Raw genomic sequence first — 19,886 nt, forward strand, 5'->3', positions numbered from 1 at the left:
CATGCCGACCCGCGACACCACCGACGACCTGCCCGAATCGATCCGCGACAGGCTTCCCGAATTGATGCGGGCGGCCGTCGCGCAGGGTCGAATTGGCGACGACCCGTTCGGTTGCGTGCTCGCGGCCCTCGATGACGGCCGGATCGTGCTGGAGGCGGGCAACTCGGCCGGCGGCGATCCCACCGCGCACGCCGAGATGAACGCCCTGAGGCGTGCCGCCGAACGCGGCCTCGACCCGACGTCGTTGGCCTTGATCTCCACCGCCGAGCCATGCCCGATGTGCATGGCCGCGTCGTGGTGGGCGAAGGTGCCCGTCGTCGTCTTCGGCACATCGATCGAGTCGCTCATCCGGTTCGGCTGGACTCAGGTCGATCTTGCTTCGGGCGAGATCCTCCGGTTGGCCCGCGGCGGGCCCACGATCCAACTCGTCGGGGGTGTCTTGACGGCCGAGACCGATCCTCTTTATTCGGGCGGACCGCGATCGAAGGCCAGGCCCGGTGGCCACTTGCCCGGCTCGTCCGGCACCTTGTAAGATACGCCCCTTGACCGGCCGGAGACGGCCGGCCCCTCCCGCGAGTTCCCCGCATCCCCGGACAACTGGATCGAACGATGATTCCCACGCCGCCCAAAGCGCGTTACGAGCCAGGGACCCGTCTCCGCGTCCAGCACTCGGTCCGCGTCGGCCACCTCCTGTGGAAGACCTGGGTCGAGGGGACTGTCGAGCGCGAGGGGCTCAGGCCCGTCGGCGGCATGGAGATGGGAGGCAAGTCGCTGTACTGCCACCAGCCCACGCTGAGGCTGAGGCGCGACGACGGCGAGATCACCTCGGTGGCGCTCGACGACGACACCCTCGTCGAGGTCGTCGGCGGAACCCGCTAGCCCTGGACCGAATCCCGACGACTCGGCCCGCACCCGGAACGCCACGACGATGATTATTCTGAACTACGTGTTCATCGGAATGCTGCTGATCGGCGCCATCGGGTTCGCCCTGTCGCCGATCGTGCTCGTCTCAATCGTGGCGCCCCGCAAGCGGTTCCGGACCAAGTCCGACATCTACGAGTGCGGGCTGCGGACCACGGGCGAGACCTGGGTCCGGTTCCGGATCCAGTATTACATCTATGCGTTGATGTTCGTGATCTTCGACGTCGAGACGGTGTTCCTCTACCCCTGGGCGGTCGCCTACGGCGGCCTCGGTTGGTTCGCCCTCGTCGAGATGATCATCTTCCTATTCATGCTCTCAGTCGGCCTGATCTATGCGTGGGCCAAGGGCGTCCTGCGCTGGGTCTGAGAGCGGGCGGCGTCGTGCGGGATCATTCGGCCGACTAGCGGGGGACTTGTTCGTTGAATTTCGCGACCGACTGGCCCGCGACTCTCCTCTGGGCCCAGCAGAGCCAGCTCGACTCGGTCCCCTGGATCAAGTGGATCCTGGTCGTGCTGGTCGTCTTCCTCGGCATCTTCCCCGGCATCGTCGCCTACATGGTCTGGGGCGAGCGCAAGGTGGCTGCGCGGTTCCAGGACCGGATCGGTCCCAACCGGGTCGGCCCCCTGGGCCTCTTGCAGCCGATCGCCGACGCCATCAAGCTGATCATCAAGGAAGACATCGTCCCCAGGTCGGCCGACCAGTTCGTCCACCTGCTGGCGCCCGTGATCATGATCGTCGGGGCCTTCCTCGGGCTGGCGGTCATCCCGTTCGGCATCGGCCTGGCCGCGGTGAACCCCCCGTCGGGCTTGCTCTACCTGATCGCGGCCTCAAGCCTCTCGTCGCTGGGCATCTTCCTGGCCGGCTGGTCGAGCCGCAATAAATACTCGCTGCTGGGGGCGATGCGGGCGGTGGCCCAGCTCGTCTCCTACGAGATCCCGCAGGTGCTGGCCACCGTGCCGGTGGTGCTCTGGGCGGGCAGCCTGAGCATGGTCACCATCTTCGAGCAGCAGCTCGTCCACGGCTGGAACATCGCCTCGCCCCCCGGTTTCCTCGCCTTCATGATCATGACCATCGCCAGCATCGCCGAGGTGAACCGGGCCCCGTTCGACCTGCCCGAGGCCGAGTCGGAGATCATCGCCGGCTACCACACCGAGTACTCGGGCATGCGGTTCGGCCTCTTCTTCCTGGCCGAATATCTGAGCATCTTCGGCGTGAGCTGCCTGGGGACGGCCCTATTCCTGGGAGGCGGGGCGCTGCCGTTCCTCGACGTCACTGAGATCTTCGGTCGCGGCGACACCTGGGGCGCGTTCCTGGTGGTCAACTCGATCTTCCTCGCGAGCTTCGCCGTGAAGGTCTCGGGCTATATCTTCGCCATGTTCTGGATCCGGGCGACGCTCCCCAGGCTCCGGGTCGACCGCCTGATGAACTTCGCCTGGAAGTTCCTCGTGCCGCTCTGCCTGATCAACATCCTGATCGCGGCGATCTGGTACGAATGCGTCATCCGGCCCGGGTCGCCCAACTACCTGCTCGGCTGGGCGATCACCGGCCCGCTGGTCATCCTCGCCTACGTCGGCATGGCCGCGATCAACCGCCTCGGCCGTCCTGCGGTGCCCAACGTCGCCCCGAAGCCGTATCTCGGCCTCGTCGCCGTGCCGGGAGCTCGCTGAGTCGTCCGCCCGCAAGGTCGTTGGGTCGTCCCTCTCCTCCACACGAAGTCCCCCGGCCGGAGTCTCGCCCCGTGATCCGCATCGTGTTCGGCGTCTTCGCTGGCCTGGGTTTGCTCTCGGCCCTGGGCGTCGTGCTGGCCCGGAACCTCGTCCACGCGGCGCTGTTCCTGGTCGCCTTCTTCTTCATCGTCGCCTGCCAGTTCCTGCTGCTGGAGGCCGAGTTCATCGCCGCCGTGCAGGTCCTGATCTACATCGGCGCGGTCGCGATCCTGATGATGTTCGGGATCATGCTCACGCGAAACATCCAGGGGGACGACACGACCATCGTCCCGCGCGGGTGGAAGATCCCGGCGGCGCTCGTCGCCTTCGGTGTCGTCGCCATCCTGTTCATCGGCATCGGCGACCAGAAGGGTGACGGGCTGACCGCCTCCTGGTCGGACACGACCGAACGCCCGTCGATCCTGCCGCAGGACGGCCGCGACAAGACCCCGCAAGCCCTGGCCATCAACGACATGGGCAAGGCGATCGGCGTCGAGATGATGACCCGATACGTCGTCCCGTTCGAGCTGGCCGGCCTGCTGCTGACGGCCGCCGTCGTCGGTGCGATCGCCCTGGCGAAGCCCGAGGACACGGACGCGGTGATGCCCCTCTCCAACGCCGAGGAAATCGCCCGGTCGCCGCTTTCCAGGGGGATCGACAAGGGGGTGCCGGCCGAGCTGGTTGCCTCCTCGGTCGCCGACGACGGCTCGATCTGAGCCCGCCTGAGCACGACACCGCGATACCATCCAGATCAAGGGCCTCGCGACAGGACGAACCGAATGACCGACATCCCGCTGACTTGGTTCCTCTACTTCGCGGCCGCGTCATTCGGCATCGGCCTCTTCGGCGTCCTGGTGCGCCGCAACGCGGTGGCCGTGCTGATGGCCATCGAGATCATGCTCAACGCGGCGAACATCAACCTCGTCGCCTTCTGGCGGTATCGAGAGCCCTCGCCCGAGGACGGAGCCCTGACCGGCGTCATGTTCGCCGTCTTCGTCGTGACCATCGCCGCCGCCGAGGTCTCCGTGGGAATCGGCATGATCTTGCTGGCCTACCGCCGCTGGCAGGCCGCCGACGTCGACCGCTACAACTCGCTGGCCGGCTGAAGCCGCCCGACCCGAATCGCCCCGACGCAACGCCCACCGCCCGAGGCTCGCATCGATGTCCAGGCTGCCCTTCATGACCGACTTCGTGTTCCTGATCCCCCACACGGTCCTGGCCGCCGTGGGGCTGCTGGTGCTCGTCGTCGACTTCAGCCTGCTGCGCAACACGCCTCCGGCGCAGCGCAACCGGGTCCTCGGCACGCTGTCGCTGCTCGGCATCGTGGCGACCCTGTTCCTGGCCGCCCCCTTCGTCTCGACCCGGCTCAGCTACGAGAAGCCATTCTTCCTCGGGCTCAACCTGAATCTCAACGCCGACCCGCTGCTGTTCATGGGCACGATCTCGGGCGACCTGGCCGTCGCCTGGTTCAACGTCATCATCCTCGCCATGCTGGCCCTGGTGGTCATCCTGTCGATGGGCTGGGACTTCACCCGCGACTGGGGCGAGTACTACGCCCTGCTGCTCTGGGCGACCGTGGGCATGCTCTTCCTCGTCGCGGCCGAGGAGTTGCTGACCCTCTTCCTCGCGCTCGAGATGATGACCATCTGCCTGTACCTGCTCACGGCCATCCAGAAGGACAAGCGGCGCTCGGTCGAGGGGGGCCTGAAATACTTCGTCTACGGCAGCGTCTCCTCGGCGCTCTTCCTCTTCGGCCTGAGCTTGATTTACGGTCTGACCGGCACGACCAGGCTTCCGGCCATCGCGGTGGCGCTGACTCCCAAGTCGGGCGAGATGGCCGGCCTGGGCGGGAACATCGCCGCCGCGACGGCGGTCCTGATGATCCTGGTCGGCTTCGGCTTCAAGATCGCCGCCGTGCCGTTCCACCAATGGGCTCCCGACGCCTACGAGGGGGCACCGGCACCGGTCGCGGCCTGGGTCGCCACGGGGTCGAAGGTCGCCAGCTTCATCGCCATGATGAAGGTGATGCTTTACGCCCTGGGCCCATGGTCTTATGGCGCCGCCAGCGAGCTGAGCCCCGGCTGGATTGGCATCGTTGCGGTCATCTCCGCGGCGACCATGACCTACGGAAACTTCGCCGCGCTTGCGCAGACGAACTTCAAGCGGATGCTGGCCTACTCGTCGATCGCCCACGCCGGCTACATGCTCGTCGGCGTGCTGGCCGCCGGGATCTCGGTGCGGGGGAATGAGGCGACCGGCGCGGTGCTCTTCTACCTGGTCATCTACGGGTTCAGCAACATCGGCGCCTTCGCCGTCGCCGCCTGGCTGGCCAAGGAGCGGGGTACCGACGAGATCGACGACCTGAATGGCGTCGGCCAGACGTATCCGATCCTCGGCGTATGCATGGTCTTGCTGATGCTCTCGCTGATCGGCATGCCGCCGCTTGCGGGCTTCAACGCCAAGATCTTCATGTTCAGCGAGGCGCTCAATGACGGCGGCGAGAAGGGCCGGCTGGCCTTCCGCTGGCTCGTCGCCCTCGGCCTGTTCAACAGCGTCGTCTCGGCGTTCTACTACGTCCGGGTCCTCAGGGCGATGTTCCTGCGCCCGCCCGGTCCGCTGCCGATGAGGCCCACTCCGGCGACCATCCGGATCCCGGTCCTCGTGGCCACGGTGATCGTGACGGCCTTCGGTCTCTACCCGGCCCCTCTGCTCGACGCCATGACCACCGCGGCCGAGCCCATGCTCATCACCGGAACCCAGGTCATCCAGTTCCTCGACGAACCGGCCCCGGTCGACGCCTTGAATGAACCCCCGGCAGTCCGAAAGGTCACGATTCGGTAGCCACCGCTGCGGCGCTATGGCCGCCTGGCTCTCCCGTGACGACCTCGTCCCCGATCCTCCCTTCCCCGCGATGCGAGTGCGACGCAATGGGCATCGTCAATACGCTGGCAAAGTGCCTCGACAGCCCATATCTGTTTGCGGACGCCGAGGCGAAAAATCGCATCGGCGGGCTGCTGGCGATGGCCGGCGATCGGCTTGAGGCGGCCTCCAATCTCCAGTCGACGGGGCAGGGCGACCCTGCCGATGTGACGTTCCTCTGCTACGAGGCGATGTTCTCCTGCATCCGGGCCCTGGTCTACGCCAAGGGTTACCGCGAGGCGGGCCTGCGCTGCCTGCTCCTCGCCTGCGAGACGATCTACGTCCGCCCCGGCCTGCTCGACGTCGAGTTTCTTCACGCGTTCGAGCGCATCCAGGGGCTGAAGGCCAGCCCCGAGGACAGCCTGGCGTCCGCCTCCGCGCTCATCAAGCGGACCTTGCAGCTGCTGGCCCAGTGATTCTTCGGGGAAACCCCGAACGTTCGCCGAGGGCGAACTTCGATGGGCGCGCGGGAGGATCGCGGTTAGCATCCGCCCGACTCCCACGATGAGGCCTCCTCGGAGGGCAGCGCTGCCCTCCCACATCGGGCCTCGAACTCATGCGAGGTACGCCGATGGAACGGCGCGGAACGATCTTGCTCGTCGAGGATGAAGCGATCCTCCGGCGGCTCGTCGCCGAGTATCTCCGGATCGAGCGTTTCGTGGTCGTCGAAGCCGCCGATGGGCAAGAAGCCATCGAACGTTACGACGATTCCGGACCCTTCGACGTCGTGCTCTGCGACCTGAACCTCCCCCGTCGCAGCGGCGTTGAGGTGAGCCGCTGGATCAAGGCACGCTGCCCGTCTCAGGGCCTGATCATTTGCAGTGCGGCCGTCCAGGGCGAGGCTGAGGGGATGCTTCGTTCGGTCGGGGTCGACCGCTTCCTGAGCAAGCCGTTCCTCCCCTCGGAGCTGGTCCGGCAGGTGGGAGCTGAGACGTCCGCCTCACGTGGTCGCGTGGCGCGTGGTATTGCGGGCGATCTGCGACTAAACTAGAGCTCGTCCGATCTGGCACGTGAATCCCGAACGTCCGTGCGCGTGTCGGATCGCTGCGCCCGGCTCGGCGAGAGCAACTGGTCCCGTGAAGGGCGACATCAATGGCAGGCAAACCGCAGAATCGCATGGACTTGCGTCGACAATACGACGCGGCCGAGCCGCTCGATCCCATGGAGGACGAGGCGGAAGATCAGGTCGAAGACGCCGATGATGAATCGGAACGACGTCCGAAAAAGAAGCCGAAGGCCACCAAGGCCAAGGTCAAGGCCGTCAAGGCCGTCAAGGCGGCCGCTCGGATGCGGATCGTCTGGACCGTCTTGAATGACGCCTTCAAGCCGATCGCAACCTTCGAGTTCGCCCAGAAGGAGGCGGCCGAGGCCAAGGCGGCCGAGATGACCGCTCGCGGCAAGGGCACGCACTTCGTCCAGAAGACGAAGGAGCCGATGCCCGACAATGCCCCGGGCCTTGGCTCCGCCATCCCGCGTCCCCTCGCCATCGAGCCCGTCGTCGCGGCCATCACGCCCGGCGATGACGACGAGGAAGGCGAGGAGGATGACGATACCGATGCCGACTCCGATTCCGACTCCGAGGCGGAAGCTGAAGAGGACGACGACGAGGAATGAGCCTCGCCGCTTGAGTTCAACGAAAACGGCCCCCGCAGCGATGATTCGCTGCGGGGGCCGTTTTTCATTTGGGCGCACGAGGATTTGAACCTCGGACCTCGCCCTTATCAGGGGCGCGCTCTAGCCAACTGAGCTATGCGCCCGATGCTTGGCTGACGGGACTCATTCTAATCCGAGTCCACCAGGAGTCAATGATCCAGTGCCCCCGACGTCCATTTCGGGAAGATTGAGGCCCGCGCACCGGCTTCCAGGCGGTCGATGACCGCTGGGTCCAGGGCGAAGGCAGAAACCGACACAATCGACCCTCCCGACCATTGACCCCGGGTGGCCTGCCGCGATATGATGCCCCGGCGTCGTTCGACCGGGCCATTCACCATGGATGACCCGCAGAGTCCGATGTCTCCCGGGCAGATAGCTCAGCTGGTAGAGCACAGGACTGAAAATCCTGGTGTCGGCGGTTCGATCCCGCCTCTGCCCATTCCTCCTCATGGCCTTGAATCCGAAGACGCTGCACGAAGTTCCTTGGTCCTGGATCTTGATAAGTGCGGCGGGGTTTAGACCCGCCGCTAACGATGGATCGCCAACCTGGCCCTTGCGTCAGGGGACCTGTCGGTTTAGCCGCAAGAGCAGGCGCTCGGCGCGGAAGACGACCTCGATGTCCTTGTCTTTCAAGGCATCTTCGAGGACCGGGATGGCGGCGGCTCCCAGCTCTTGCAAGCGGGTCTCGGCCGATTCTCGCGTCTTGGGGGTGGCGTCGCCGAGCTGCTGCACCAGGGTCCGCGCCTTGTCCTGGAGCCTCGGGTCGATCCCGTGCGTGACGACGAGCGCCGTCCGGACGAATGTCTTGGGCGGTGGGAAGACGTCGAGGAGCACCGCCTCGTCGATCGCGTCGCGCGACAGGTGGGCCAGTACGATCAGCTCGCCGGGTTCGAAGAGATTCTTGCCATATCGTTCCAGCAGGAGCCGGGCGGACTCGTCGCGCAGCCCTTGCTTCTTCAGGCGGCGGGCGAGCGAGTCGTGCGTGACTTCGCGGTAGGAAGGGCTCGACGGCATCAGGGGCTGGCCCATGGTCAGCTTGATCGGCGGCCCCTCGACGGCGGCCCCTTTCTTGGTGTTGTCCTCGGCGAGTCTGGCGGCGGTGGTGATGTAGAGGCTGCCATTCTCGGTGATGCGGTAGCTCAGGCCGGCGCCCGCGAGCACGTCCGAAAGGGAGTCGCGGGCTGTTCCCTGGCCCACCTTCAGGGTGGCTGGCAGGCTCATGTCGACCTCGGCCTTGGCCAGGGCCTTGTCGTCCAGCTCGTAACTCAGGCGAGCCTGGCCCGCGATCAGGCTGATGGCATCCTTGCGGGGGGCCCGGTCGACGGCCAGGGTGATGGGTCGATTGAGGATCTGGTCGACCTGGGCACGCACGTCGGCGTCGCCCTCGGCGGGGATCGGGGTGAGGGCGTCGTCCTTCGCCTTGGGGGCCTTCTCGCCCTCCTCGAAGACCGCCTCGGCCTTCTCCTCGGCGGTCTTCTTCGCCGACTTGTCGTCCTTCTTTTCCTCTTCCTTCGCGGGCGCGGCGGTTGGCAGCTCGTCGAGCCAGCCGACGCGGAAGCCCCCCGCGGCGGGGGCGATGACGGCGATGTCGACGAGCGTGCGTCCGGTCAGGTTCTGGAGGGTGTACTCATCGGGACCGCCCCGGAGCCGCACGGGGACCGGCGTGGTCAGCTCGGTGTCGTAGGCGAGGAATCGTTCGGTTCGCGTCTCGTTTTTCACGTAGAGGGCGGGCTTCGAGGCCCTCAAGGTTTGGAACCAGTGGGTTTCCGGCAGGTAGTTTTCGGGGATTCCCGGCGGGAGCGCGGCGAGGAGGTCGGATCCGAACCACTGGATCCGCCCGCCCCGGTCGGTGCTGGGGGGCCAGTGTGCGACGAACGTCCCTTTCTTGGCGCGAATCTCGATGTCGACATCCTTGGTCGGCTCGCCGTACGCCTGGACGACGGAGATCGGCGCGATCGGGAACTTGGCGGCCAGGTCCTTCTCCTCGAACTTCGCTCGCGAGGTGCCGACAACGTCGGGCATCGCGTTACGATAAATCCTGGTCCCGTTGAGGTTCGGCTGCGCGGGCTGGCCGACCCAGATCGACCATTCGTGGACCTCGATCGGCGATGCCTTGGCGTCGTCGGCCGCCGGCGCGAAGGTCGGCGCACTGACCGCGGACGCGGCCCAGAGGAGCAGGATTTGGACGAGAGGTCGCTTCATCGATGGGCCCTTCGCTGACTCGGTCGCGGCGAACTCGGCTGTTCGTTGGGGGTCAGTCTTTCGCGGGAGCGGCGCTCGTCGCGGAGACCTTCGTTGGGGCCTTGAGGTAGATCCTGGCGTCGGCCCAGATCAGGCGATCGCCGGTGTCCTCCCCCTGTCCGTAGTCGACCAGGAGCGTCAGTTGCTGGGCCCCCTCGACCGGGAGGCTGAGTTTGACCGGCTCACCGTCGGCCCTCAGGTCGGTGTTGGCGAAGAGTTCCTTGCCGTCGGCGAAGACCCGGCAATCGACGCGTCCCTTGCGGCTGGCCGCATCGTCGAAGCCGACCAGGGCTTCGAAGGTCGAGTATCGACCGTCGAGGTCGTAGGTCAGTCGGCTGCGTGAGTGGACGGCCAGGCCACGTTCATAGCGTTGCCCGCCCATCTTCAGGGGTTCGCCGTTTAGCGCCAGGTCGCGCCGATACGGCACCTTGCGGCCGAAGAAGGGTGTCTCCTCGATCTTGCTCGGGACGAGGTCCGACAGGAAGGTTTGCTTGCCGCCTCGGAACCGGACCTCCTGAACCTCGGGCGCGGGGAGCTTCAATTCCTGGCCCCAGGGGGTCTCGACCTTCCATGTGGCGGCCTCGATTCCCTTCCAGGTCCCCGAGATCGACTGCCCGCCGGGGAGGGAGAAGGTCGGTCGCAGGTCGTTGGCCTTGCGAGCGTTGGGCCTCGAGGCCATCACCAGGCCTTCGACGAGCTTCAGGGGGAGAGTCCTGAGTTTCCCTTGATAGCGGAAGCTCAGCTTCTCGGCCTCGGAACCGGCGACGACTCCCGAGATGGCGACGACGTCACCCGCCTTCGACCGGGCCAGCAGGAGGTCTTCGGTGCCGGGAGTCTTGAGCCGCCGCGCGAACGATTCGGGCGTTTCCTTTCGCCCTTCCTGGGCGAGATGGACTCCTGCAATCCGGCCGAGCGGCACGTCAAGTTTGTCCTGCCAAGGCGTGGTCAGCGTCAGTGTCTCCTCGCCGATGGCCCCCAGCTTGCCGAAGATCTTCTCATCCCCGATCAGGTAGACCCAGGCGTCGGGGGCGGGATCGGCGGGCCCTTTGGGGTCGACGGCGAGCTTCGGGTCGGTGTGCTTGCTGGCTTTGAAGGTCGCATTCGCGTTCTGACCGTCGGCATAGGTCACCGCGACGTTGAAGTCTTTCTCGAAGCAGTCGCCGGCGGGGGGCTCCAGGAACAAGTCGGCCCAGCCTTCGGTTCCCGAGCGGCGGACGACGAGGGGCCAGTCCGCAGACCCGGAGGTGTCGAGCCGCCAACTGCCTTGACCCTTGTCGGTCGGGCAACTGACGGTCACCTGCGTGATGGCCGCGTTCCTGAGGTTGCCCAGCGATAGTTGCAGATCCCGGATCCCGTTCTTCTTCGGTTCCACCTTGGCTTGAACCGTCGGTGCGGCGGCCGTGCCAGGAGGAGGTGCATTGACATCCAGGGCGGTGGGGGTCTTCTTCGTCTCGTCCTTCTTCGTCTCGTCCTTCTTCGTCTCGTCCTTCTTCGTCTCGTCCTTCTTCGTCTCGTCCTTCTTCGTCTCGTCCTTCTTCGTCTCGTCCTTCTTCGTCTCGTCCTTCTTCGTCTCGTCCTTCTTCGTCTCGTCCTTCTTCGTCTCGTCCTTCTTCGTCTCGTCCTTCTTCGTCTCGTCCTTCTTCGTCTCGTCCTTCTTCGTCTCGTCCTTCTTCGTCTCGTCCTTCTTCGTCTCGTCCTTCTTCGTCTCGTCCTTCTTCGTCTCGTCCTTCTTCGTCTCGTCCTTCGCGGGGGAAGGGTCCGTCTTTGCCCCAGGAGCGGGCATGGTGAAGTCGAAGTTGGGTTGACCCAGGAAGTGGCCGGTCAGGGCAGGGGTTCGCTCGAATCGGACGAGTTCGACCTCGTCGAGGGGGATTCGTGCTTTCTCCTTGGGCGGCTCCGGGGGCTTGGCCGGCGCCGAGCCCGGGGCGGTGCCGGCAGGGGAAGGCGTGGCATCCTTGGGGGGCGTAGGCGTGGTGCCCGGTTTGTCGGCCGGCGCTGCCGGGGCCGCGACGACCGGCGCAGCCGGAGCGGGGGCGGGGGCGACAACCACAGCTGCGGCCGGAGCGGGGGCCGCAACAACGACACGATTGACCGCGACCGCGACCTCCGTGGTTGTCGTGGTCGCGCCCCCCGGCACGACCGTGCGAGGTTGGCCTGGATTGGCATTTCCTGGCTGCGGCGTGCCTGCAACCTGGCCGCCGATGAGTAGGGCTCCATCCTTGATGGAGGTGGGCTCGCCGTAAACGATCTCGCCGCGGATGGTGCGGACCGAGGTGCCCAGGCCGGTGATTCGGTCGGCGTGGATCGTCAGGTTGCGCAGAAGGACGTTGATGGGCTCGGCGCCGTTGCGGTTCGTGGCGAACAGCTTCAGGGCGGCGATGTCGCCCGGCCCGAGGTTGACTTGCCCTAGGTAGCGCGGGCGGCCCCCGACGCCTTCGGAGACCTGGTAGCGGACGGTTCCCCCCTCGCGCTTCAGCTCGAAGTGGACTGTATCGCCGGCGGCGGGGAAGGTCATACGCGGCGGCTTGGGAGGCTTGGCGTTCGGCTGCGGGAAGCCCATTCCCCTCATGTTCATCATCATCATCTGCTGCTGCATGCGCATCTGCTGCATCGGGTCGTTGGGGTTGGGCTTCTCCACGGATCGGTAGACGTCGGCGCCGCCAGGCTCGCGCAGGCGGATCAGGGCAAGGTCGGGCTGATTGATGTCCTGCGTGGCGATGGCCAGGCCCACGGCCACGCCATCTTCCTGGGCGGGCTTGGGCATCGTCTTGATCGAGAGATCGGCGGAGATGGTGAAGTCTCCGCCGATCTTGAGCGCCTGCGGCGACTTCCAGCCGGTCTCCTGGTTGCCCGGCCCGAGGGTGATCCTCAGCCCGTCGTCCTCCCGCTTCAACGCCTTCTTCTCGCCGTAGCCCTCGACATCCAGGGTCGCCTGGTCGAGGGACTTGGCGTCGAGCGCGCGGGCGTAATTGGCGGAGCTGCCTGGGGTGGCCACGGCGACCGGGACCGGCTGGCCATTCGGGCCCATCTGGCCCCGGAAGACCATCTGGCCTTGGAAGACCACCATCGGGCCCTGGAAGCCGATCAGGAGCAGGATCAAGGCGTGCATCGGTCGTCCTCGGTGGCTGCGCTACGTCTGGTGATCAACCCGCCCACCGCTCGGTCGTTCAGGGCGTTTCCGTCCTGGTCGCGTCGGCCTTGGCGGGGGCGGCCGGAGATCCGGCGGCGGACTTCTCCTCGGCCAGGCGCCGGTAGTAGCGTTCCAGGACGACCTGGTACTCGGGCGGGAACCCTTCGGTCATGGACTGGAGGATGCGGTCGCGCTCGCGGTCGGAGAGCTTGGCCCAGTCCTTGTTCCCCTTGCCCGGCTCGGCGAGGTCGCCGATGCCGCCGGTCCCCCCCCTGATGACCGAGTCGGCCAGTGGCGAGTTGGGGTTGTTCTTCTTGATGCCGTTCTTGCAGGCCTGGCACTCCTTCTCCAGGGCCGCGATGATGGCGTCCAGGTCGCTGACGATCGCCTTCTCATCCTTCTGGACCGGCTCACCGGTCTTGAGTTTTCCCAACTCGCCGGCGACTCCGGTCATCTTTGACGAGATGCCCGAGAGCGTCTGGGCGTGGGCGGTGCTGGCCATGCAGGCGGCCACCGCGGCCGACAGGAACAGGGGGCGAATCGATCGTTTCATCGGACCCTCGCGTGTAAGATGGTCGATGCGTTTGAGTCAGATTTCGCGCTTCTTCAGGAGCCGATCGGGGTTGAGCAGGGGGTTGTCCGATTCCGGCGGCGGCTCGAGTTGCTCGGAGATCTTCGACAGCGAGTCGCGGATCTCTTCCTGGGCCGAGTTGAGGGCCTCGATCTCCCGCCGGAGGGCGGGCGGGATCGTCGCGGCGCCGGGGCGGGTGCCGTCGACCGCGACGGTGTCGTCGTTGAGCCGGGTCTGGAGCAGGCGGATCATCTTCAGCTCGGCGACGAGCCGGTTCAGCTCGCGCTCGCGGTCCCTCGGATTCGAGGGGAGTGGGGTGCCGGGGGGCGGCGGCTTCGTGGGCGAGAGCCGGCGCATGGCCTCGGCCAGGCTCAGCAGGTCTTCCTCGATACGAATTTCCAGGGCGATGGTCGCCGGGGAGGCGTCCCCCTCTTTGAGCAGGATGCTGGCCTTGACCATCTGGCGGGACAGGACTCCGAGCGCGGTCGGCAGCGCGATGCCGAACTCGATCTCCTCGGTCAGCACGCGGAGGGTGTTGGTGCGGCTGGCCAACTCGCCCTCCTTCTGAGAGAGGCCGGAGAGGAGGATCAGGGCCGTACGCGACTTCTGGGCGACGCGCGGGGCCTGTGCCTGGGTGGTCTCGCGGATCGAGACCTGGATCTCGTGCATCTCGGCCAGCTCGGCGATGATCCTGGTTTGCAGCTCTCCGCGGAGTTCGGTGAGCAGGCTCTCGGACGCCTTGGCCAGCTCATCCCGCCCTTTGGTCAGGTGCTTCAGGGCCTCGAGCTGGTCCTTCGACGCGGGCTCGGCCTCGGTCTTGGCGAGATCCCCCTCGGCGGACTGCATCGAGCCGCCTGCGCGGATCAGGTCCTTCTGGAGGGCGACACCGGTGTTGCCCAGGCGGGCCGAGGCCTTGCCCAGGGAGTCGGTCGCGGACCGGTTGCGGGCCTGGTCGATCTCTGACTTGCGGAACTCGTCGGCGGCGACCGCCTTGGTGGCCTCCTCGATCCGCCCGTTGAGCCGTTCCAGCTCCTTGCGGAATGATTCCTGCGCCTTCTCCTCATCGGCGACGGCCTCCTTGCCCTTCTCCGCGGCAGCCAGGTTGGTCAGGGCATCTTCGAGCGGCTCGTCGGCCTGCTTGAGGTGGGCTGGCTGCTGGGTGGCGAAGAGGGGATCGGCGGCGAGCTTCGCGGCCGACTTGCGGACCTCGGCCTCTCGACCGCGGAGGGCCTCACGCGCCGGCGGCTCGGCCCCGGCGGGGACGGCCTTTGTGTCCGCGATGACCTTCCCCTGGGCGAGGACGAGCGCCTCCAGGTCGGCCTTCCTGGCCTTCAGCTGCTCGAGTTCGGCTTGGGTCTCCAGGGCCGTCCGCGACCAGGCCATCTCGCGCTTCTCGTCCTTGATGATGCGGTCGAGCTGGGCAAGGCTCTCGCGGATCTGCCTGAGCCGGGCCAGCTTCATCTGGAAGTCGAGGTCCTCGGCCAGGAGCAGGTTGCGGAGGTGCTCCAGCTTGGCAAGCAGCTCCTTGGCCTCGGTCTCGGCCTTGGAGAGCTGGGCCTCTTTCAGGAGCTTCTGGGTGTCCCGCATCTGGTGCAGGATCAGCTCCTCGCGGGAGAACTTCAGGGCGAGGTTCAGGCGAGACGCGTTCTCGGGCTCCAGGGTGCGTAACGCCTCCGAGAGCCGGAACATGCGCTCCTCCAGTTCGGTCATCTGCGAGGCGACGTTCTCCTGGGTGAAGCCGATCGAGTCGGTGCCCTGCGCGGGTTCTTCGGCCTTGGCCTTCGGAACCTCGGTTGGCTTCGTTTCGCCCGGCTTCGGCGATTCTTCTTTGGGCGTCTCCGGCTTCGGCGTTTCTTCTTTCGCCTTCTCCGGCTTCTCCTCGTCGAAGACGTCGGCGGCTTTCGGGTCCTGGGCCAGGGCCCCTCGATGGGTGGGATTGGCGATGAGGAGGGCCGCGACGAGGCCGGCCGCGAGGCAGATCCGTCGTCGCTCGGTCGGCGGTGCGGGTCGGCTAGGGCTTGTCATCGAAGACCTCCTGCGTTCGCGATTCTCGGGCCTTTTCGGTGGATTGGAGCACGCCCTGCTGCATCCGAATAACCTCGGCCACCTGGTTCACGACGTCGATGAAGCTCTCCCACTGCGACATCTGATCCAGGATCGCCTTCATCTTGGTCACCACCTCGTCGTGCAGGCGGCGGGCCGTTTCGCGGTCGGACTGCTTGCCGCCGGCCGGGCTGGAGAGGGGTTGGAGGGCCGCCCTCGTCGCGTTCATCGGGCCGGCGGAAAGGGCCTTCGTCGGGTCGATGACGGCCTCTTGCAGCAGCCTGTGGGACTTGGGCGTGCCGACCTGATTGAGCTTCATCTCCTGCAAGGTGTCGGTCAGCCGGCCGGCGATCTGGTCGACCAGGCGCGAGGCCGAGTGATGGGCACGCAGCACCTTCAGGACGTCCTCGGGGGGTGCCTCGGTAGCCAGCGTCGGGGTCTGCTTCTCCAGGCCCTCCAGCGCCGCGACGAACTTGGCCCGCTCGGCGCGCTGTCGGATCAGGATCTCGTAGAAGAGTTCTTCGACGGAGACGACCATGAGCTGGAGCGTGCCCGACCGGCCGGTCTGAGCACCCCGGGCGCAGCGGTCGTCGGCCTCGGCCACGAACCTGAGGATGGTGCCGACCTTGGGGGGCTCGGCCTGGAGCAGCACGTCATGCTGGAACTGCTGGTCGAGCACCGCGCGGTCGGAGTCCTGGGGTAGGGGGAGGGGGATTGTCTTGCGGGCCGTCTTCGGCTCCTCAGAGTCGCCGCCGGGTGTCGTCCGGTCGGCCTGGATGCGGAGCGCCGCCAGGCCGAGGTCGTCGGTGGCCCCGATCGTGAGCGGGATGGTGGCGACCGGCGTGACCCGGGTTCCGACGCCGACGGCCCGCATCGTGATGCGAGGCTCGCGGTCGCGCTGGATGCTGATCGACAGGAAATTGGGCTGCGAGGTCAGGCCGTTGGACGCCGAGGTGAGGACCACCTCCAGCGTCGTGGCCTCGTGCAAGACCCACTTCGCCTTGAACGTCTTCGGGTCGATGCGTTCGACGACGGGCGGGCTGCCGGGGTGGACGTTGAGGCGGATTCCGGCCAGCGGCTCGCTGCCGACGAACGTGAATTCGACCTCGGTGTCGGGCAGGAAGAGCAGGTGCTGGCGAGGATCGGCGACGTTGCGGGCCCCTTCGTAGGTGGCGCCCGGCTCCCGGACGCTGAGCCTGAGATCGGCCAGGGTTGGCCGGTCAACCCGCTCGACCCGGATCGGCCCGAGCCAGTCGTCGTTGGCGGTCAGCTCGAAGGTCGAGGGCGTGGGGGACGCGGGCAGCTCGTGGCGGAATTGCGCCGGGCCCGAGGCCACCATCACGGCGTCGCGCCTGGCTCCTTCGGCGGTCCGCTCGCGGATCGAGACGGCCGCCGGGACGCCCGGCTTGCTCGGTTTCTTCGCCAGGACCAGCGGTTCCCCCCGGCCGCCGACGGCCCAGCGATCGCCCCTGCGATCGACGAGCGGCATGTCGCCGCGGACCTCGACCTGGAACCGCTCGCCGCGCGGGGCGATCAACATCCCTCGGGAGTCGAGGCCCATCACGGTGAGGTAGGTCCGCTGCGGCCAGCGTTCCGACGACCCGAGCAGCCAGCGGGCGAAGCTCAGGCGGGCTGCCGCAGGTGCGACCAGGGCGAACGCGGCCGGGACGAGCAGGCCCAGCCCCAGCGCGACGAGGCACGCCTTCGTCCGCCTTCGGTTCCAGAGCGAGCCCCAGTCCGAGCCGGCCAGGGCTTCGCTCGCCCGCCGCACGGCCAGGCGGACCATCGCCGGCGACGCATGCGCCTCGGCGTCGGGACCGTCGACAAGGTCGGGGAGCTGGAGCACGTCGGCGATCTGCTGGCCGACGCCCGGGCGGTAGTGGTCGAGCGTCATCGCCAGCGCCAGGTCGTCGACCTTCGACGATCGCCAACGCTTCAAGGCTCGGATCGCCAGGAAGGTCAGCCCCGCGGCCAGGGCGATGGCCAGCAGCGCGAGCCGGGCGGAAACTCCCGGACGAAGCCACCAGTCCAGCAGCACCAGGGCGGCGGCGGCCAGTACCAGGACGGTCGTCACCTCGACGGCGGATTCCAGGGTCAGCTGGAGCTGCAAGCGGCGGCGTAGCCCGGCGAGCCGCGCACGCAGGGCGGCCTGCTCATCTCTGAGTGATTCCAGGCCTGGAAGTTCGGTCGCAATCGCCACGATTCGGCCCCCGGACTTTCGGACTGCTCGACGCCGTTGCTGGTCAGACCATCCGGAACATCTTGCGCAAGATCCACTCGGCGGTGAGGCTCAGGACAATTGTCGCGGAAAAGAGCGGCGCGTCCCAGAGTTCGTCTCGCGTCTCCAGGGTCCGCGTCACCTCTCGGATGGGGATGGCGGCGTCGAGCTTGCTCACGTCGGCCAGCTCGAAGACGCGTCCCTTGGTGATACGGGCCAGCTCGGTGAGGAGCGGCCGGTTCAGGGCGGGCTCGTCGATCTCGCGACGGGGGGGCTCGACCCGGAACGTGGTGGTCGAGGCCCGGACGCCCGACCCCGGGTCGGCCGCGGTGGCCGAGACGATCCGCAAGGTGTAGGCACCCGCCTGCTGCGCCGGGAAGGTGGCGGTCAGCGTGCCGGGCGTGTCGGCGGCCGCCTTGAACGGCAACGGCTCGGGCGGCTGCCCGGCGATTTCCAGCTCGGCGGTCAACTCGGCCGCCTCGGCGATCGCGCCCGGCTCGGTGGACCGGACATCGACGGTCACCTGATCGCCGACCCGGTAGGCCCCCTTGCCGAGGTGGACCTGATAGGGGAATCGCCCGCCGAGCGCCTTGTTGCGACCGGCCCGGTCGACCAGTCGAGCCCAGAAGCCGTCGTAGTAATCTTCGGACAGATAGCGCCAGCGATAGGTGCTGTCGAAGCCGATGAAGACCGTACGGCCCGGCCCATACAGCTGCGAGGCGAGCAACACCTGCCGCCCGTGCTGGTTCTGCATCCGAGGGTCGCCGTGGCGGGTGAGCACCGTGGCCCCCGGCCTGGCCCGGGTGACGGGGAAGCTCCAGTACATCCCCGGCAGGCTCGTCAGGATCGACCGGTTGCGGATCGGGTCGGCGTTGAACTCGAAGACCGGGTCGCTGCGCCCTTCGCCGGTGAGGTCGAGCGTGTAGGTGCTCTGGGTGCTCAGCCGGACCTCGGCCTCGGTGCGGAAGAGGCCGGGATCACGCACCACCGGCAAGATCTTTGTCCAGTTGCCCGAGGCGCTCGCCGCGTCCGCCTCGTCGTAAAGCTGCTGCGAATAAAGCTCGCCGGCGACGTAGATCAGGCCCCCGCCTTCCTGGCCGACGAAGTGCGTGATCAGGTCGGGCCACTCGGGCCCGAGGTCCTTCATATCTGGGTCGATCAGGAGCAGGGCGTCATACTTGCGCAGCTCCGCCTGGTCGCGGGGGAGCCTGGCGATGGGCCGGTCGCCGGCCTGGCGGTAGCCGGGGTCGGCGTGCTGGAGCCAGGCGGTGAACTCGACGTGCTGGTCGCGCATCAGGGCGTTGCGCAGGAACTGGACCTCGGGCGACGGGGCACCGGCGATGACCAGGACCCGGATCTGCTGGCGGACGACCTTCACGGCTGCGGTGGACACATTGTCTTCCTGGGTCAGCTCGGGCCCCGCGTCCTCGACCCGGGCGCGAAACTCAACCTGGCCGACCACCTTGGGGGTGACCCGGAACGTCGTCCGCTTGAGGATACCGTCCTCGCCCAGCACGACCCGCTGGCTGGCCACCGACTCCCAGCCGCCGTCGTTGGTCCGCTGCTCCAGGACGACCGTGGCCTCGGCGTCGCGCAGGCCACGGGCCTCGACGACGACGGCCACGTTCATCGGGTCGCGGACGAAGACGACCGGGCTGACCTCGATCTCGGAGAGCCGGACGTTGCGCGGACCTTCGTCGGCACCGGCGGCGATGACGTAGATCGGGATGTTCTGGCGGACGGCGGCCTCGGCGGCGCGGAGCGGGTCATCGCCGGCGTTCGACCGGCCGTCGGTCGCCAGGACCAGGCCCGCGACGTGCTGACCCCGGTGCGCCGCTAGCACCCCGCCCAGGGCATCGCCCAGCGGGGAGATCGGCCGGCTGGGCTTGATCGCGTCCACCGTCCTGGTTTTCGCCGACGAACCCGTGCCGCCGCGGGCCGCGGAGTCGAGGTCGTAGACGAACAGGTCGCGGCCCTTGCCAAGCGCATCGAGGGTGGGCCTGAGGGCCGTCTTGACCAGGTCGAGGCGGGGGGTCTCCCGCAGCCGATCCGCGGGGGCACGGCCATCCGCGGTTTGCAGCTTCAGGGCCGACGCGATGTCGACGGCGCGCGAGGCGTCGGTGTATGGGTCGGAGAACTTCATGCTCTCCGAGTCGTCGACCACGATGGCCAGCTGCGATTTCAGGGTCTCGGTCCGGCTGGAGACCAGCACCGGCTCCAGCAGCATCGCCGCGAGCGCCAGCAGGGTCAGCCCGCGCAGGCCGACGAGCAACCCGCGCTTGCCGGGCGACAGGTCGCGGCTCTCGCGGCGATAGAGCCGCCAGAGCAGGTACGCGACCGCGACGGCCGCCAGCGCCAGCGCGACGGAGACCGCCCCGCGCGGCAGGGCCGCGAACTCCAGCCGCGAGCCGACGCCCGCCTCGGCGCCCGGCGACCGATCCAACCCCAGGAGTAACCGCGTGAATGTGTTCATGAGTTCCCTG

16 protein-coding genes and 2 tRNA genes are annotated in these 19,886 nt (G+C 67.4%); 11 read left to right on the forward strand and 7 right to left on the reverse strand.

The annotated features are described in order from the left end of the window. Window position 1 precedes the first annotated feature (1 nt). From EP7_RS16145 to EP7_RS16190, 10 genes are all read left to right on the forward strand, one after another. Window positions 2-532 carry a nucleoside deaminase gene (locus EP7_RS16145; RefSeq protein WP_463522483.1) on the forward strand — a complete coding sequence of 177 codons (531 nt, stop codon included), beginning with the start codon at window positions 2-4 and terminating at the stop codon, window positions 530-532. A 77-nt stretch (window positions 533-609) separates the two neighbouring features. Then, window positions 610-879, forward strand: a complete 270-nt coding sequence (locus EP7_RS16150; protein WP_463522485.1) for a hypothetical protein — start codon at window positions 610-612, stop codon at window positions 877-879. A 52-nt stretch (window positions 880-931) separates the two neighbouring features. Next, window positions 932-1,288: an NADH-quinone oxidoreductase subunit A gene (locus tag EP7_RS16155; RefSeq protein WP_463528428.1), complete on the forward strand. Its 357-nt coding sequence runs from the start codon at window positions 932-934 to the stop codon at window positions 1,286-1,288. A 53-nt stretch (window positions 1,289-1,341) separates the two neighbouring features. Beyond that, window positions 1,342-2,589, forward strand: coding sequence for an NADH-quinone oxidoreductase subunit NuoH (gene nuoH / locus EP7_RS16160; RefSeq protein ID WP_463522487.1), 1,248 nt, complete (start codon window positions 1,342-1,344; stop codon window positions 2,587-2,589). A 71-nt stretch (window positions 2,590-2,660) separates the two neighbouring features. Beyond that, window positions 2,661-3,344, forward strand: coding sequence for an NADH-quinone oxidoreductase subunit J family protein (locus EP7_RS16165; protein ID WP_463522489.1), 684 nt, complete (start codon window positions 2,661-2,663; stop codon window positions 3,342-3,344). A 63-nt stretch (window positions 3,345-3,407) separates the two neighbouring features. Continuing rightward, the gene (gene nuoK / locus EP7_RS16170) at window positions 3,408-3,734 is read left to right on the forward strand and encodes an NADH-quinone oxidoreductase subunit NuoK (RefSeq protein ID WP_463522491.1); all 327 of its coding nucleotides are present in this window, start codon (window positions 3,408-3,410) and stop codon (window positions 3,732-3,734) included. 55 nt (window positions 3,735-3,789) lie between these two features. Continuing rightward, window positions 3,790-5,469: an NADH-quinone oxidoreductase subunit N gene (locus EP7_RS16175; RefSeq protein WP_463522493.1), complete on the forward strand. Its 1,680-nt coding sequence runs from the start codon at window positions 3,790-3,792 to the stop codon at window positions 5,467-5,469. An 86-nt stretch (window positions 5,470-5,555) separates the two neighbouring features. Next, window positions 5,556-5,963, forward strand: a complete 408-nt coding sequence (locus EP7_RS16180; protein ID WP_463522495.1) for a HEPN domain-containing protein — start codon at window positions 5,556-5,558, stop codon at window positions 5,961-5,963. Between the two features lie 155 nt (window positions 5,964-6,118). Further along, the gene (locus EP7_RS16185) at window positions 6,119-6,538 is read left to right on the forward strand and encodes a response regulator (RefSeq protein WP_463522497.1); all 420 of its coding nucleotides are present in this window, start codon (window positions 6,119-6,121) and stop codon (window positions 6,536-6,538) included. Window positions 6,539-6,639: 101 nt separating this feature from the next. Beyond that, complete coding sequence (locus EP7_RS16190; RefSeq protein ID WP_463522499.1) at window positions 6,640-7,161, forward strand: hypothetical protein; 522 nt, start codon at window positions 6,640-6,642, stop codon at window positions 7,159-7,161. Between the two features lie 69 nt (window positions 7,162-7,230). On the opposite strand, the gene EP7_RS16195 is transcribed toward EP7_RS16190, so the two are convergent. Next, window positions 7,231-7,304 (reverse strand) — tRNA-Ile (locus EP7_RS16195). 262 nt (window positions 7,305-7,566) lie between these two features. On the opposite strand from EP7_RS16195, the gene EP7_RS16200 reads away from it, so the two are divergent. Beyond that, window positions 7,567-7,639, forward strand: a tRNA-Phe gene (locus tag EP7_RS16200). Between the two features lie 119 nt (window positions 7,640-7,758). Here the strand turns inward: EP7_RS16200 and EP7_RS16205 are convergent. From EP7_RS16205 to EP7_RS16230, 6 genes are read right to left on the reverse strand one after another with little or no spacing between them, the layout of a single operon-like run. Beyond that, entirely contained in the window at window positions 7,759-9,402 is a 1,644-nt protein-coding gene (locus EP7_RS16205) for a hypothetical protein (RefSeq protein ID WP_463522501.1), read from the reverse strand. 52 nt (window positions 9,403-9,454) lie between these two features. After that, on the reverse strand, window positions 9,455-12,550 hold the full coding sequence (locus EP7_RS16210; protein WP_463522503.1) for an NPCBM/NEW2 domain-containing protein: 3,096 nt from the start codon (window positions 12,548-12,550) through the stop codon (window positions 9,455-9,457). 58 nt (window positions 12,551-12,608) lie between these two features. After that, window positions 12,609-13,124, reverse strand: coding sequence for a hypothetical protein (locus tag EP7_RS16215; protein WP_463522505.1), 516 nt, complete (start codon window positions 13,122-13,124; stop codon window positions 12,609-12,611). A 36-nt stretch (window positions 13,125-13,160) separates the two neighbouring features. Then, on the reverse strand, window positions 13,161-15,167 hold the full coding sequence (locus EP7_RS16220; protein WP_463522507.1) for a coiled-coil domain-containing protein: 2,007 nt from the start codon (window positions 15,165-15,167) through the stop codon (window positions 13,161-13,163). Further along, window positions 15,154-17,385: a hypothetical protein gene (locus EP7_RS16225; protein WP_463522509.1), complete on the reverse strand. Its 2,232-nt coding sequence runs from the start codon at window positions 17,383-17,385 to the stop codon at window positions 15,154-15,156. Before EP7_RS16225 ends, EP7_RS16220 begins: the two co-directional genes overlap by 14 nt. A 43-nt stretch (window positions 17,386-17,428) precedes the next feature. Then, a complete protein-coding gene (locus EP7_RS16230) occupies window positions 17,429-19,876 on the reverse strand; it encodes a vWA domain-containing protein (protein ID WP_463522511.1) in 2,448 nt (815 codons plus the stop codon). Window positions 19,877-19,886: the final 10 nt, after the last annotated feature.

The organism is Isosphaeraceae bacterium EP7, assembly GCA_038400315.1.
GTDB lineage: Bacteria > Planctomycetota > Planctomycetia > Isosphaerales > Isosphaeraceae > EP7.

Excerpts from the sequence above, each read along its gene's own strand:
- EP7_RS16145 (WP_463522483.1), top strand. The coding sequence starts at position 2 with ATGCCGACCCGCGACACCACCGACGACCTGCCCGAATCGATCCGCGAC.
- EP7_RS16150 (WP_463522485.1), top strand. The coding sequence starts at position 610 with ATGATTCCCACGCCGCCCAAAGCGCGTTACGAGCCAGGGACCCGTCTC.
- nuoK (WP_463522491.1), top strand. The coding sequence starts at position 3,408 with ATGACCGACATCCCGCTGACTTGGTTCCTCTACTTCGCGGCCGCGTCA.
- EP7_RS16175 (WP_463522493.1), top strand. The coding sequence starts at position 3,790 with ATGTCCAGGCTGCCCTTCATGACCGACTTCGTGTTCCTGATCCCCCAC.
- EP7_RS16180 (WP_463522495.1), top strand. The coding sequence starts at position 5,556 with ATGGGCATCGTCAATACGCTGGCAAAGTGCCTCGACAGCCCATATCTG.
- EP7_RS16185 (WP_463522497.1), top strand. The coding sequence starts at position 6,119 with ATGGAACGGCGCGGAACGATCTTGCTCGTCGAGGATGAAGCGATCCTC.
- EP7_RS16190 (WP_463522499.1), top strand. The coding sequence starts at position 6,640 with ATGGCAGGCAAACCGCAGAATCGCATGGACTTGCGTCGACAATACGAC.
- EP7_RS16205 (WP_463522501.1), bottom strand. The coding sequence starts at position 9,402 with ATGAAGCGACCTCTCGTCCAAATCCTGCTCCTCTGGGCCGCGTCCGCG.
- EP7_RS16210 (WP_463522503.1), bottom strand. The coding sequence starts at position 12,550 with ATGCACGCCTTGATCCTGCTCCTGATCGGCTTCCAGGGCCCGATGGTG.
- EP7_RS16215 (WP_463522505.1), bottom strand. The coding sequence starts at position 13,124 with ATGAAACGATCGATTCGCCCCCTGTTCCTGTCGGCCGCGGTGGCCGCC.
- EP7_RS16220 (WP_463522507.1), bottom strand. The coding sequence starts at position 15,167 with ATGACAAGCCCTAGCCGACCCGCACCGCCGACCGAGCGACGACGGATC.
- EP7_RS16230 (WP_463522511.1), bottom strand. The coding sequence starts at position 19,876 with ATGAACACATTCACGCGGTTACTCCTGGGGTTGGATCGGTCGCCGGGC.